Genomic DNA, 12,836 nt, shown 5'->3' with positions numbered 1-12,836 from the left:
GGCCCGGGGCGCGGGCGGAGGGGGCGGGACGGGCGGGCCGGATCATGCCGCGTTTGTCGCAGAACGCGCGGGCGCTCGCCAGCGGCTCGTGGCGGACGGATTGCGGGCGCGGGGCCTCAGCGGCCGTCCCGGCGCCCGGGCTGAAGGTGGAGGAAGCTGCGCTCGCCGGTGGCGGCCTCGGCCACGTGCTGGATCGTCTCGATCAGGTCGGCCACCGGCCGCGGCGCCCCCGGGCGGAACCCGGCGCGCGGCGCGACCCGCCGCGGCTCGATCCGGCCCGCGGCGATCTGCGCCTCGCTCAGCGTGTCGAAGTCCCGGCGTCCACCCATGATGCCCCCCGAGCGCGGAAGACCGGAACCCTCGGCGGGCATGGTTGACGAAGGGTTAACGCCCCTGCCCCGGGCGGACCGCTCCGGGCCGGCGCGCTCCCGGGGCCGCTCCAGCGCTCGTCCACCAGCCTCGCGGGGCTGTGATGGCATTCCGGCGCAAGATCGACTGCGTGTCGTGCCGCAATACACGGGTCATTAAGGTTAAGAGTCCATGTTTCCCCTATTCGCTTCGCGCCGCTCGGGGGGATCATGCGCAGAATACCGTCTCTCGCGACCCTGGCCGCCGCGCTGATCTCGCCCGCCGCCGCCGCCGACCTGCCGAGCCGGCTGCCGCCGCCGATCCTCCTGACCCCGGTCGCGGCCTTCTCCTGGAGCGGGATCTACGCCGGCGTGAACCTCGGCGGCGCCTTCGACGCGCAGGGCGCCCGCCGCAGCACCCTCGTGGGCGTGCCGGCGGGCGCGGGCGTCTTCGCGGGGGCCGACGGCGCCCCGACCTCGGGCCTGCTCGGCTTCCCCGGCAACCGCGGCCTCGGCGGCCCGAGCTTCGGCGGGCAGATCGGGATCACCCATCAGTTCACCCCGGGGGCGGGCTTCGTGGTCGGCGCCGAGGCGGACGCGCAGGCGATCGACTTCCGGGTGAGCCGCCGCCGGGTCGTGTTCGTCACCACCGACGGGCTCGGCGGCATTCCCGGCACCGGCGGCATCCTCCCCGGCACGCGGGTCTACGACCCGAACGGCGTGTCCGGCCTCGACGTCCTCGGCACGGTGCGCGGGCGCGTCGGCTACGCCCTCGACCGGACCCTGGTCTACGCCACCGGCGGCCTCGCCTACGGCTCGGTCGCCGACCGCCGGTTCGGCGGCAGCGCCTTCAGCGACGCGTTCCGGGTCGGCTGGACCCTGGGCGGCGGCGTCGAGGTCGCGCTGCCGACCGATTCGGTCCTGAACGTCTTCGGGGCCGCGGCCGTGAGCTTCAGGGCCGAGGGCCTGTACGTCCGCCTGGAGCGGGACAACCGCGGCCCCGGCCTGTTCGCCCTCAACCCGGCGGGCGCGGCGGTCGGCCTCGCCACCCCCGGCGTCGCCCTGCTCGGCGGACCGGCGGGCTTCCGGCCCGACACCGGATTCGCCCTGGTGCGGGCGGGCCTGAACTACAAGCTCGGCTGGAACTGACCGGGCGCCCGCCCCGGGATCCACGCCCGTCCACACCCGTCCACAGGCCAACCCCCTGACGGCGCGGCGCATTCCGCCGCGCGCCGAATGTACCCCCGGATCCCGTTGAGTTTGTTCACGTTGTGTTCCTATGGTCGGGCATGACCGGAGCCGGCGGAGACGGGGTGGGAGCGGGTGCGGAATCCCTCGACGCGAACGCGTCCGGACCCGGGGATCCCGTCAGCGGGGATCCCGGCCCGGCTCGCGGCCCTGCGGACGGCGCTCGGCCCCGCGGATCGGCGCCCGGGCCCGGCGCTTCCCCTCGGCCTGCCGGCGCTCGACGCGCACCTGCCGGGCGGCCTCGCCCTCGGGCCGCCGCACGAGGTCGCCCCGGCCGAGCCCGCCGACGGCGCGGCGGCGCTCGGCTTCGCCCTGGCGCTGTGCGCCCGCCGCCTCGACGCGGTCCCCGGCGAGGCGCTGATCGCCGCCGCCCCCGGCCTGCCCCTGCCCCACGGCCACGGCCTCGCGGCGCTGGGCCTCGACCCGCGCCGGGTGCTGCTCCTGGAGACGGGCGGCGACGCGGAGGTGTTCCGCGCCCTGGAGGCGGCCCTGCACGCCCGCTGCCTCGCTGCGCTCCTCGGCCTCGTCGGCGGCGGCCTGCCGCTGAAGCCCGGCCGGCGCCTGCACCTCGCGGGCGAGGGCCCGGACCCGCCGCTGCTGCTCGTCCTGCGCCCGGCGGGGCTCGGGCCCCCGAACGGGGCCGCGACCCGCTGGCGGGTGGCCTCGGCCCCCGCCGCCCGCGACCGCTTCGGCGGGATCGCCGGCCCGCGCTGGCGGGCGCGGCTGGAGCGCTGCCGCAACGGGCGCGGCGGCGATTGGACGCTGGAGTGGGACCGTGACGCGCGTCGTCTGCGTCTGCCTGAGCGACTGGCCGGTGACGCGGCTGCGGCGGGCGGGGCTCGCCCCTGAGAGCCCGCTGGCGGTCGCCGCCGACGGGCCGGGCGGCCTGCGCCTCGTGGCCCTCGACGCGGGCGCGCGGGCGCTCGGCCTGCGGCCCGGGGAGCCCCTCGGCCGGGTCCGGGCGCGGATCGGCGTGCCCCTGCACGTCCGCCCCGCCGACCCGGAGGCCGACGCGGCCGCCCTGCTGCGCCTGTGCCGCTGGGCGGGGGGCTACGCGCCGGGCGTCTCCCCGTTCGGCCCCGCGGAAGGGGGACACGGGCTCTACATCGACGTCGCCGGGGCGAGCCACCTGCGCGGCGGCGAGGCGGCGCTGCTCGACGACCTCGCCGGACGCCTCGCGCGGGGAGACGTTCCCGCGCGGGTGGCGCTCGCCGACACGCCGGGGGGCGCCTTCGCGCTGGCCGCCCACGGCCCGGCCGACCGGATCCTCGCCCCGCCGGGCGCGGCGGCGATGCACCTGCGCGACCTGCCCGTCGCGGCCCTGCGCCTCGACCCCGGCACGGTCGCCGGGCTGCGGCGGCTCGGCCTGCGCCGGATCGGCGCCCTCGACGACCAGCCCCGGGGCCCCCTCGCCCGCCGCTTCGGCGAGGCGCCGCTGCTGCGCCTCGACCAGGCGCTCGGCCGCCGGCCCGAGCCGCTGGCGCCGCTGGCCGCCCCCGACGCCTTCGCGGCCGCCCGCGGCTTCCTCGACCCGATCGGCCGGCAGGCGGACGTGGTCGCGGCGGCCCGCGGCCTGATGGCGGAGATCGCGCCCCGCCTGGAGCGGGCGGGCCTCGGCGCCTGCGCCCTGCGCCTCGCCCTGCACCGGGTCGACGGGCTGGCGCGCGCCCTCGACATCGGCCTGTCGCGGCCCGAGCGCTGCCCGGAGCGGGTCGCCGCCCTGGTGTCCTTGCGCCTCGACCGGCTGGGCGCCGGGCTCGACGCCGGCTTCGGCTTCGAGACCGTGGCGCTCACGGTGACCGCGACCGGGGCCGTGACCGTCCGGCAGGGCGTCCTCGGGGCGGAGCCCGCGGGCGAGCGGGTCGGGGCGCTGGCCGACGCGCTCGCCCAGCGCCTCGGGCGGCGGCTCGTGCGCCTCGCCCCCCGGGAGAGCCACCGGCCGGAGCGGGCCGAGCGCGCCCTGCCCTGGGACGGGGCGGACCCGTCCACGTCCGCGACCGCCCCTTGGCCCGACCACCTGCCGCCGCGGCCGCTGGTGATCTTCGCCCAGGGTGAGCCGGCCCGGGACGTGCTCGCCGCCGCCCCCGACGGGCCGCCCCGCCGCTTCCGCTGGCGCGCCCGCGAGCACCGGGTCGCCCGCGCCGAGGGGCCGGAGCGGATCGCCGCCGAGTGGTGGCGCGCGGGGGGCGGCCCCCGCGACTACTACCGGATCGAGTGCGAGGCCGGGCGCCGCCTGTGGCTCTACCGCGACGGACCCCACGCCCCGGACCGCCCGGCCGCGTGGTACGTGCACGGGATCTTCCCGTGAGCGCCCCCCTCATCACCCCGGTGACGGCCCCGGTGACCGCCTACGCCGAGCTGGCGCTCACCACGAACTTTTCGTTTTTACGCGGTGCCTCGCATCCGCAGGAATACGTCGCGCAGGCAGCGGCCTACGGCCTGGCGGCGATCGGCGTGGCCGACCGCAACACGGTCGCGGGGGTGGTGCGGGCGCACGCGGCGGCCCGGGAACTGGCCGCTGCCGGCACGCCGGTCCGGTTCCTGCCGGGGGTGCGCCTCGTCACCGAGGACGGCTTCGCGGCGATCGCCTACCCGATGGACCGGGAGGCCTGGGGCCGCCTGTGCCGGCTCCTCACCGCGGGCAACCGGCGGGCGCGCAAGGGCCAGTGCCACATCACCCGCGACGCGGTGATCGCCGCCGCCGCGGGGCAGGTGTTCGTCGCCCTGCCGCCGGACCGGCCCCTCGTCCCCCCGACCGCGTTCCTGCGCGCCCTCGACGCCCTGGTCGATGCCGCCCCGGGCCGCGTCTGGCTCGGCGCCAGCCACCGCCGCCGGGGCGACGAGCGCGCCCGCCTCGGGGGGCTCGCCGAGATCGGCGCGCGGGCCGGGGCGCCGATGGTCGCGGTCGCCGACGCCCTCTACCACCACCCGGACCGGCGCCCGCTCCAGGACGTGCTCACCTGCATCCGGGAGGGCTGCACCGTGGCGGAGGCCGGCTACCGCCTGGAGGCCAACGCCGAGCGCCACCTCAAGCCCCCGGCGGAGATGGCCCGCCTGTTCGCCGACCACCCGGAAGCCCTGGCCCGCACGGTCGAGATCGCCGAGGCCTGCGACTTCAGCCTGAGCCAGCTCAAGTACGAGTACCCGGACGAGCCGGTGCCCCCCGGCCGGGAGGCGCAGGAGTACCTGGAGGAGCTGACGTGGCGCCGGGCGGAGGTCTGGCGCTACCCCGACGGCGTCCCCGAGGGCGTGCGGGCGACGCTCGCGACCGAACTCGCCTTCATCCGCGACAAGACGTTCGCCCACTACTTCCTGACGATCAACCAGATCGTGGAGTTCGCCCGCGGCCGCGGCATCCTCTGCCAGGGGCGCGGCTCGGCGGCCAACTCCGCCGTCTGCTTCTGCCTCGGCATCACCGCCGTCGACCCGTCCCGGCACCGGCTGCTGTTCGCCCGCTTCATCTCCGAGAACCGGGGCGAGCCGCCCGACATCGACGTGGATTTCGAGCACGCGCGGCGCGAGGAGGTGATCCAGCACCTCTACGACAGGTACGGCCGGGGGCGCGCCGCGCTGTGCGCCACGGTGATCCACTACCGCCCGCGCATGGCGATCCGCGAGGTCGGCAAGGTCTTGGGGCTCGGCGCGGACATCGCCGCGGCGATCAGCGACACGGTCTGGGGCTCCTGGGGCAAGGGCCTGCCGGACGCGCACGTGACGGGGGCGGGGCTCGACCCGAGCAACCCGCTCCTGCGGCAGGCGCTCGACCTCGCGCGCGAACTCATCGGCTTCCCCCGCCACCTGTCGCAGCACGTCGGCGGCTTCGTGCTGACCCGCGGGCGCCTCGACGAGACCGTGCCGGTGGGCAACGCCGCGATGGCGGAGCGCACCTTCATCGAGTGGGACAAGGACGACATCGACGTGCTCGGCCTGATGAAGGTCGACGTGCTGGCGCTCGGCATGCTCACCTGCCTCAAGGGCGGCCTCGACCTGCTCGACCGGGATCACGGCCGGTTCTACGAGACGCTTGCGGATCTCCCCCAGGAGGATCCCGAGACCTACGCGATGCTCGCGCGGGCGGATTCGGTGGGCGTGTTCCAGGTCGAGAGCCGGGCGCAGATGGCGATGCTGCCGCGGCTGAAGCCCAGGGAGTTCTACGACCTCGTGGTGCAGGTGGCGATCGTGCGCCCCGGCCCGATCCAGGGGGACATGGTCCACCCCTACCTGAAGCGGCGGACGGGCGACGAGCCGGTGGAATACCCGGCGCCCGACCCGGCACACGGCGATGCCGACGAGCTGCGGGAGGTCCTGAAGAGGACCTGCGGCGTGCCCCTGTTCCAGGAGCAGGCCATGCAGATCGCGATCACCGCGGCGGGCTTCACCCCGGCCGAGGCCGACGGATTGCGCCGCGCCATGGCGACCTTCCGGGCCGACGGCTCGATCGGCGGGTTTTCGGAGAAGTTCGTCGGCGGCATGACCCGGCGGGGCTACGACCGGGCGTTCGCCGAGCGCTGCTTCGCGCAGATCAAGGGGTTCTCCAACTACGGCTTCCCGGAGAGCCACGCGGCGAGCTTCGCGCTCCTCGTCTACGCCTCGGCCTGGATGAAGTGCCGCCACCCGGACGTGTTCCTGGCCGCGATCCTCAACGCCCAGCCGATGGGGTTCTACCAGCCGGCCCAGCTCGTGCGCGACGCCCGCGCCCACGGGGTCGCGGTGCGGGCGGTCTGCGTCAACGCCAGCGCCTGGGACTGCACCCTGGAGCCGTCCGACGATCCGGCTCGCCGCGCCGTGCGGCTCGGCCTGCGGCAGGTGAGCGGGCTGCCCGAGGCGGGGATGCGCCGACTCGTGCGCTTACGCGCCAACGGCTACGCCAGCATCGAGGGGTTCCAGGCGGCCCTGACCCTGCCGCGGACCGTCCTGGAACGGCTCGCCGAGGCCGACGCCTTCCGCAGCTTCGGCCTCGACCGCCGCGCCGCCCTGTGGGCGGTGCGGGCGCTGGACGGGGGCGGGACCCGGAAGGCGGCGGCGGGCGGGCGCCGGGCGGGCCTGCTGGAGGCGCCGCTGCCGCTGTTCGCGTGGCACGCCGACGACGGCCTCTTCCGCCACGAGCCCGCCGCGCGCCTGCCGACGATGGCCGCCTCCGAGACGGTGGCCGAGGACTACGCCGCCACCGGCCTGTCCCTGCGCGGCCACCCGGTCGCCTTCTTCCGGGCCCGCCTCGCCCGGCTCGGCGCCATCCCCGCGCGCGACCATCTCGACCCGGCCCTGAGGGCCGGACGCGTCACGCTGGCCGGCCTCGTGCTGATCCGTCAGCGGCCCGGCACCGCCAAGGGCGTGGTGTTCCTGACGCTGGAGGACGAGACCGGGATCGCCAACGTCGTGGTCTGGAAGGACGTGTTCGAGAAGAACCGCCGCGCCGCGATGCAGGCCCGCTTCCTGGCGGTGCGCGGCCGGGTGCAGCGGGCCGGCGAGGTCGTCCACCTCGTCGCGGAGAGTTTTCGCGATCTCACCGGATCGTTGCGCGACCTGCGCGAGGCCGGGATGCGGCTGCCGCCGGAGGCGACCGATTTCGGCGCGCCCCCGGACCGGCGGGTCTACCGCAGCCGGGACTTCCACTGAGCGGCCGTTCGAAGGGCAGGCCCCGAGACGTTCGCCAGGGCTCCGGTCTGCCCGTGCGACACGGCCTCAGCGCTGCGCCGGCTCGGTGACGCGGATGGTCGGGATGAGGTCGACGGCCCGGGCGACCACGCGCTCCAGCACGTCGCCGCTCAGGCCGCGCTCGGTCGCCAGCTTCTTGATGCGCTCCCGGTGCTGGGACAGGGTCAGCCCGTAATACGTCTGCTCGGTGGTGTCGGCCATGCATCGCTCCTGGTGCGGGCGGGTGATCTGGCTCGCCGCGCGAGCGCGCGCAAGGCCGTTCGGGGCGCCGTCCCCGCCGCTGTCTGCAACCCCCGGCTGACGCCGCCGCATGACACCGCGGCCGGCCCGGCGGCCGCCCCGGTGACCGGCCGCTCGACAGGCCGCGGGGGCGGGCTGAGCAGGTTTCGCCGAAGTGGTTGCCGGTTCGGCGTCGAAAACCTGCGATCCACCAAGGATCCAAGCAGGTTCGCGTTGGCGTGCCCACGGTACACGACAGTTCGGCGTTTGCGTCGGCCGATCCCACCACCCCCCTCATCCTGAGGTGCCGCAGCGCAGCGGAGGCCTCGAAGGAGCCCTCCAGCCGGCCGCGCGATCCCTGGAGGTCTCCTTCGAGGCCCGCTCGCGCGGGCACCTCAGGATGAGGTCGAGGGTTTGAAACGCCCCTCGGCTCGCCGCATCGTGTACCGTGGGCGTGCCGGCGCGAACCTGCTTAGAGTGCCGCCCGACCCCGAGGGACCCGATGCGCCTGCCTCACCGCCCCGCCGCCAGCCCCGCTCCCTGCCTCGCCCTCGCCCTCTGCCTGCTCCTCCCGCCGGCGGCGGGGCGGGCGGATTCCTGCGACGACCTCGCCCGGCAGATCGCGGCGGCGATCGGCGGCAAGGCCGGGCGGCGCGCCGGGCCGAGCATCGACATCCGCGTGGCCGGCCCGATCCGGTTCGACGTGACCTGCCGGGCCGAGCCGATCGTGCAGGCCACCTCCGCCGAGCCGACCCCCTCGGCGACCTTCTTCCGCGACCTCTCGACCGCCTCCGAGATCCTCGTCGGCGCGCCGGCCGCGACGGTGGAGCCGATCATCGCCGCCGCCTACCGCACGGCGCTCTCCGAGCGGCGCAAGTCGTTCATCCAGCAGAACGGCTGGTCGGCGAGCTGCTACGCCGATCCCGCCAGCAGCACCCTGCGCACCCTGTGCTCGGTCGGGCGCATCCCGCCGGGGTAGGAATCGGTCGCAGTCGGCTTGACGGAGCAGGGCGGCCGGACCGATCCTGGCCGCATCACAGCACGGAGCCGGTCATGACGGCCTTGGCAGCCGAGCTCGCGCCGCTCGATCTGCATCAGAGCTTCCAGGACTTCATCGCCTCGCGACCCGATGAGGAAACCTGGGAACTGATCGCGGGACGCTTCATCGTGCAGGCCCAGCCCAATTTCGATCATCAGATCATCGCGGGGAACCTGGACCGTCTTCTCACGGACGGGATCGAACGTCTGGGTCTGGCGCGGGTCTCGATGCAGAACCCGGCGGTCGACCTGCGGCCGGCGCTCGAAGGCCACGTCTACGTTCCCGATGTCGCCGTCCTCGATCTCGCCGAGATCGAGCCGGGGCGCAACGTGGCCTCTGCTTGCTACCTCGCCGCGGAGATCGTCTCGCCCAGCGATCGGCGCAGGCCCGCGGGGAAGGGCAGCCGGAAGATCGAGATCAAGCTGGCCGGCTACGAGGCGCTCCCCGCCTGCGAGGCGGTGCTGCTGGTCGAGCCGCGCGCCTTCGACGCGACCGTCTCGGAGCGGTCCGGGGCCGGCTGGTCGCGCCGCCGGCTGACCGGCCCGGACGCGCGCCTCGTCCTCGCCTGCGCGGGCCTGGAGTGCCGGCTCGCCGAGCTCTACGCCCGCACGTCGCTCGCCCGCACGCTCGCCCGCCCCCTCGCCCGGCCGCGGGATCAGTAGTCGATCACGTCCTCCAGCGCGTAGTGCTTCACCGTCTTGCGGTTGGCGATCAGCTCGTCCACCGTCGGCTCGCCCCGCAGCGCCCGGCCGATCGCGAGCTTCGTCGCCTCGTAGTTCGTCCGGTAGAGGTCCTTCCGGTCGAGATTCTCGTCCTCCGCGCAGCGCGGGTCGAGCCAGATCATGACGATCATGCACAGGTCGTCGAGGCCGTCCCGCGGCAGGATGCCCTCGATGATGCAGTCGACGATCGCGTCGCCGGTCGCCGCCTGGACGACGCCGCCGAGCAGTTCGACGTATTCGGCCGTATGGATCGTGGCCTTGGTGGTCATCATCGTGGCCGGGCGCACGAGCTGGTTGAGGTCGCGCACCACGAACATCCGGGTGTGGCCCTGCACCTGCCCCATCATCGCGGCGAAGGCCTGCCCCACGGGGCCCCGGGTCGAGCCGATCAGCACCTCGGGCATCGCGTCGGTGTACTGCCCCTCGGCCGCCAGCACCGTCGCCTCGCCCGTGCGGAACCAGATCTCTTGCGTCGTCTCGGGCATCGTCGTCTCGGGCATGGGTCTCGCCGACTCCTGCGGCCACAGCGCGCCGCGGGGCGCGGGAGACATCATCGCGCGCGCCCCGTCAACCGCGGACGAGGCGGCGCGCGCCCTTGAGGAATGCGCGGCGTCGGGGCAGGGATGCTCCGGTCAGGCATGCTCCGGGCCGGCCTGCTTCGGACGGGACGCGGTGCCGCGGCCCGCGGATAGGACTGTCCTGCGCGCGAGGAACGGCGATGGCTGAGCCGGGAGAGGGGGGCTGGAGCCTGCAGGCGAGCCCGGTGCCGGAGGGCGTGCGGCTGGAACTCGCCCTCGCCGACCTCGGCGGCGGCCCGGTCACGGCCGCGATCGTCCTCGACCGGGCCGAAGCCCGCGCCTTCGCCCGGGCCCTGCTCGCGGCGGCGGGGGACGCGGCCGAGCGGACCTTTCCCAAGCCGGACGGCTGAATCCCGGTCCCGGCCGAACCGCCCGCGCCGTCATCGCGACCGCCAGAGGGGATAGCGCATCGTCCTGGATATCGGATCCAGGACGATGCGCTATCCCTTTGTCTTTGCATCATCTTTTCCGAAAGCCGGTGACCACCTTTCGGGACGATGCTCTGGCCCCTGCGCCCCGCCCTCAGGTCGTCGGCGCGCAGACCCCGCCGCCTGTGCTGAGCGCCGCCCGCACCCGGCCGCCGGGCAGGCCGCCGGGGATCTCGGCGCCGTCGCGGGCGACCGCGACCAGGGCGTCGAGGTCGAGCCCGGTCGCGACGCCCATCCGCGCGAACATCCAGGCCAGATCCTCGGTGGCGACGTTGCCGGTGGCGCCGGGCGCGAACGGGCAGCCGCCGAGGCCGGCGAACGAGGCGTCGAACACGGTCACCCCCTCGCGGTAGGCGGCGTGGACGTTGGCGAGCCCGAGCCCGTAGGTGTCGTGGGCGTGCAGCGCCCAGGCCTCGGCCTGCGGGAACGCGGCGCGCGCCCGCGCGAACAGGCTCGCGACGTGGGCCGGGTCGGCCCGGCCGGTGGTGTCGCACAGGCAGATCTCGGCGTCGGGCTTGGCCGCCACGAGGCGTTCGAGCAGCGCCAGCGCCTTGTCCTCGGGGATGCGGCCCTCGAACGGGCAGTCGAACGCGGTGGCGAGGTCCAGGCGGATCCGGGTGTCGGCGGGCACCGCCGCGAGCAGGCGCTCGTACTCCCCCGCCGACTCGTCCGGCGCGCGGCGGACGTTGTTGCGGTTGTGCGCCTCGGAGACCGAGAGCACGAAGACGAGGTGGCGGGCGCCCGCCGCCACCGCGTCGCGCCCGCGCCGCTCGCTCGGCACCAGCACCTGCGGGTCCACCCCCGGCATGCGCGCGCACGCCGCCAGGACGTCAGCGGTGTCGCGCATCTGCGGCAGGGCCGAGGCGCTGACGAACGAGCCGATCTCGATCCGCTTCAGCCCCGCCGCCGCGAGCTGCTCCAGGAGCGCGATCTTGCGCTCGGTGGGGATGAACGGGCCGATGCCCTGGTAGCCGTCCCGGGGGCCGACCTCGACGATCTCGACCGCACTCATGCCACCACTCCCTCGGCCCGCAGGCCGGCGATCTCTTCGGACCCGAGCCCGCACGCGGCGAGGATCGCGTCGGTGTGGGCGCCGGCCGCCGGGCCGGCCCAGCGCACGCCGCCGGGATCGTCGGGCACGTGCGGCACCACGCCCGCGTGCAGCACCGTGCCGAAGGCCGGGTCCTCGACCTCGCGGACCATGCCGCGGGCGCGGAACTGCGGGTCGGCGGCGATCTCGGCGGCGGTGTAGGCGATGGTCGAGGGCACGTCGGCCTCCGACAGCATGCGGTCGAGGTCGGCGGCGGTATGCCGGACCGACCACGCGCCGATGGCCTCGTCCAGCGCCTCGACGTTCTGCACCCGCACCGCGTTGCCGGCGAAGCGCGGGTCGGTGGCGAGCTCCGGCCGCCCCATCAGCGCGGCGAGCCGGGCGAAGATGGGGTTGGAGTTGCCGGCGATCAGGATCCACTTGTTGTCGCTGGTCGGGTAGGCGCTCGACGGCGAGGCGGTGGCGATGCGCGCGCCCTGCGGCTCGCGCGTCGAGCCGAACACCCCGTACTCGGGCAGCATGCCCTCCATCATCGACAGCACCGCCTCGGTCAGCGCCACGTCGACCACGCGCCCGCGGCCGTCGCCCCCGTCCTTGCGGTCCCGCGCCCACAGGCCGGCGACGATGCCGAAGGCGGCGTAGAGGCCGGCGATCGAGTCGCCGATCGAGACGCCGACCCGCGCGGGCGGCAGGTCGGTGAGGCTCGGCGGGTGGTTGGTGAGGTAGCGCAGGCCGCCGATCGCCTCGCCGATCACCCCGAAGGCGGCCCGGTCGCGGTAGAGCCCGTCCTGGCCGTAGCCGGAGATCCGGGCGATGACGATGCCGGGCCGGGCCCGCTCCATCGCCTCGCGCCCGAGCCCCATCCTGGCGAGCTGCCCGGGGCGGAAGTTCTCGATCACCGCGTCGCAGGTGGCCACGAGCTTCAGGACGATCTCGACCGCGCGCGTGTCCTTGAGGTTGAGCACGAGGCTCTGCTTGTTGCGCTGGTGCATCGAGGTCCAGGGCGCGCCCGCCCCCTCGACCTGCCGGCCCCATTGCCGCACCGGATCGCCGCCGGGCGCCTCGACCTTGATCACCTCGGCGCCGAGATCGGCGAGCAGCCGCGCCCCGAACGGCGCGGCGACGAAGTGGCCGAGTTCCAGCACGCGCATGCCGGTCAGCGGCCCGTGCGATTTCTTTTCGGACTGATCGCTCACGTTTGCGAACCCCCTGGAGAAGCGAGACGGACTGTGCGCACCCGCGCCATCGTCATTCCGGGGCCGCGCAGCGGAGCCCGGAATCCAGAGTCGCGCCCGGTCCAGGCCGAGGCGGGACCCGGCCCCCGCGTTCGGCGTGCCGCGGCGGCTCTGGGTTCCGGGCTCTCGCCTGCGGCGATCCCCGGAACGACGGGGCGGGTCTCAGGACCCGGCGGCAGGCCCAGCGCAGGGACAACGGGCAGGAGCATGGGCTCAGACATGGGCTCAGACATGGGCGCGAACATGGGCGCGAACATGGGCTCGCCGGCGTCGAGGTGGTCGTCCTGGACGAGATCGCGGTCGATCCTCGGGGC

General features: G+C 75.3%; 12 protein-coding genes. 7 read left to right on the top strand and 5 right to left on the bottom strand.

From position 1 onward, the window contains the following. Positions 1-116: 116 nt before the first annotated feature. On the bottom strand, positions 117-329 hold the full coding sequence (locus tag Q8W71_RS09895; RefSeq protein ID WP_305525184.1) for a hypothetical protein: 213 nt from the start codon (positions 327-329) through the stop codon (positions 117-119). Positions 330-578: 249 nt separating this feature from the next. Here Q8W71_RS09895 and Q8W71_RS09890 point away from each other — a divergent pair, with 249 nt between their 5' ends. The 4 genes from Q8W71_RS09890 to Q8W71_RS09875 all read left to right on the top strand — a co-directional run bounded on the left by Q8W71_RS09890 (position 579) and on the right by Q8W71_RS09875 (position 7,211). Continuing rightward, on the top strand, positions 579-1,496 hold the full coding sequence (locus Q8W71_RS09890; protein ID WP_305525183.1) for an outer membrane protein: 918 nt from the start codon (positions 579-581) through the stop codon (positions 1,494-1,496). 174 nt (positions 1,497-1,670) lie between these two features. After that, entirely contained in the window at positions 1,671-2,444 is a 774-nt protein-coding gene (locus tag Q8W71_RS09885; RefSeq protein ID WP_305525182.1) for an ImuA family protein, read from the top strand. Further along, positions 2,371-3,903, top strand: a complete 1,533-nt coding sequence (locus Q8W71_RS09880; RefSeq protein ID WP_305525181.1) for a DNA polymerase Y family protein — start codon at positions 2,371-2,373, stop codon at positions 3,901-3,903. Before Q8W71_RS09885 ends, Q8W71_RS09880 begins: the two co-directional genes overlap by 74 nt. Beyond that, on the top strand, positions 3,900-7,211 hold the full coding sequence (locus Q8W71_RS09875; protein ID WP_370875379.1) for an error-prone DNA polymerase: 3,312 nt from the start codon (positions 3,900-3,902) through the stop codon (positions 7,209-7,211). Before Q8W71_RS09880 ends, Q8W71_RS09875 begins: the two co-directional genes overlap by 4 nt. 66 nt (positions 7,212-7,277) lie before the next feature. On the opposite strand, the gene Q8W71_RS09870 is transcribed toward Q8W71_RS09875, so the two are convergent. Continuing rightward, the gene (locus tag Q8W71_RS09870; RefSeq protein ID WP_305525180.1) at positions 7,278-7,451 is read right to left on the bottom strand and encodes a hypothetical protein; all 174 of its coding nucleotides are present in this window, start codon (positions 7,449-7,451) and stop codon (positions 7,278-7,280) included. A 520-nt stretch (positions 7,452-7,971) separates the two neighbouring features. Between Q8W71_RS09870 and Q8W71_RS09865 the strand changes: the two genes are divergently transcribed. Continuing rightward, entirely contained in the window at positions 7,972-8,448 is a 477-nt protein-coding gene (locus Q8W71_RS09865) for a hypothetical protein (RefSeq protein ID WP_370875378.1), read from the top strand. 74 nt (positions 8,449-8,522) lie between these two features. Next, positions 8,523-9,170: a Uma2 family endonuclease gene (locus Q8W71_RS09860; RefSeq protein WP_305525179.1), complete on the top strand. Its 648-nt coding sequence runs from the start codon at positions 8,523-8,525 to the stop codon at positions 9,168-9,170. On the opposite strand, the gene fae is transcribed toward Q8W71_RS09860, so the two are convergent. Next, positions 9,164-9,730 (bottom strand): formaldehyde-activating enzyme, encoded by a 567-nt coding sequence (fae, locus tag Q8W71_RS09855; RefSeq protein WP_305525178.1) that lies wholly within the window; start codon positions 9,728-9,730, stop codon positions 9,164-9,166. The two genes, Q8W71_RS09860 and fae, sit on opposite strands and share 7 nt — an antisense overlap. Positions 9,731-9,948: 218 nt before the next feature. Here fae and Q8W71_RS09850 point away from each other — a divergent pair, with 218 nt between their 5' ends. Then, positions 9,949-10,158 carry a hypothetical protein gene (locus tag Q8W71_RS09850; RefSeq protein ID WP_305525177.1) on the top strand — a complete coding sequence of 70 codons (210 nt, stop codon included), beginning with the start codon at positions 9,949-9,951 and terminating at the stop codon, positions 10,156-10,158. A gap of 172 nt (positions 10,159-10,330) precedes the next feature. Here Q8W71_RS09850 and Q8W71_RS09845 read toward each other — a convergent pair whose 3' ends face one another. Beyond that, a complete protein-coding gene (locus Q8W71_RS09845) occupies positions 10,331-11,248 on the bottom strand; it encodes a hydroxymethylglutaryl-CoA lyase (RefSeq protein ID WP_305525176.1) in 918 nt (305 codons plus the stop codon). Then, positions 11,245-12,483, bottom strand: coding sequence for a CaiB/BaiF CoA transferase family protein (locus Q8W71_RS09840; protein ID WP_305525175.1), 1,239 nt, complete (start codon positions 12,481-12,483; stop codon positions 11,245-11,247). Before Q8W71_RS09840 ends, Q8W71_RS09845 begins: the two co-directional genes overlap by 4 nt. Positions 12,484-12,836 lie beyond the last annotated feature (353 nt).

The sequence above is a fragment of the Methylobacterium amylolyticum genome (assembly GCF_030700245.1).
GTDB lineage: Bacteria > Pseudomonadota > Alphaproteobacteria > Rhizobiales > Beijerinckiaceae > Methylobacterium.
This window is presented reverse-complemented; position numbering and strand designations above follow the sequence as displayed.

What these genes read in the sequence shown, in the direction of transcription:
- Q8W71_RS09895 (WP_305525184.1), bottom strand. Translation starts at nt 329, where the DNA reads ATGGGTGGACGCCGGGACTTCGACACGCTGAGCGAGGCGCAGATCGCC.
- Q8W71_RS09890 (WP_305525183.1), top strand. Translation starts at nt 579, where the DNA reads ATGCGCAGAATACCGTCTCTCGCGACCCTGGCCGCCGCGCTGATCTCG.
- Q8W71_RS09870 (WP_305525180.1), bottom strand. Translation starts at nt 7,451, where the DNA reads ATGGCCGACACCACCGAGCAGACGTATTACGGGCTGACCCTGTCCCAG.
- Q8W71_RS09865 (WP_370875378.1), top strand. Translation starts at nt 7,972, where the DNA reads ATGCGCCTGCCTCACCGCCCCGCCGCCAGCCCCGCTCCCTGCCTCGCC.
- Q8W71_RS09860 (WP_305525179.1), top strand. Translation starts at nt 8,523, where the DNA reads ATGACGGCCTTGGCAGCCGAGCTCGCGCCGCTCGATCTGCATCAGAGC.
- fae (WP_305525178.1), bottom strand. Translation starts at nt 9,730, where the DNA reads ATGCCCGAGACGACGATGCCCGAGACGACGCAAGAGATCTGGTTCCGC.
- Q8W71_RS09850 (WP_305525177.1), top strand. Translation starts at nt 9,949, where the DNA reads ATGGCTGAGCCGGGAGAGGGGGGCTGGAGCCTGCAGGCGAGCCCGGTG.
- Q8W71_RS09845 (WP_305525176.1), bottom strand. Translation starts at nt 11,248, where the DNA reads ATGAGTGCGGTCGAGATCGTCGAGGTCGGCCCCCGGGACGGCTACCAG.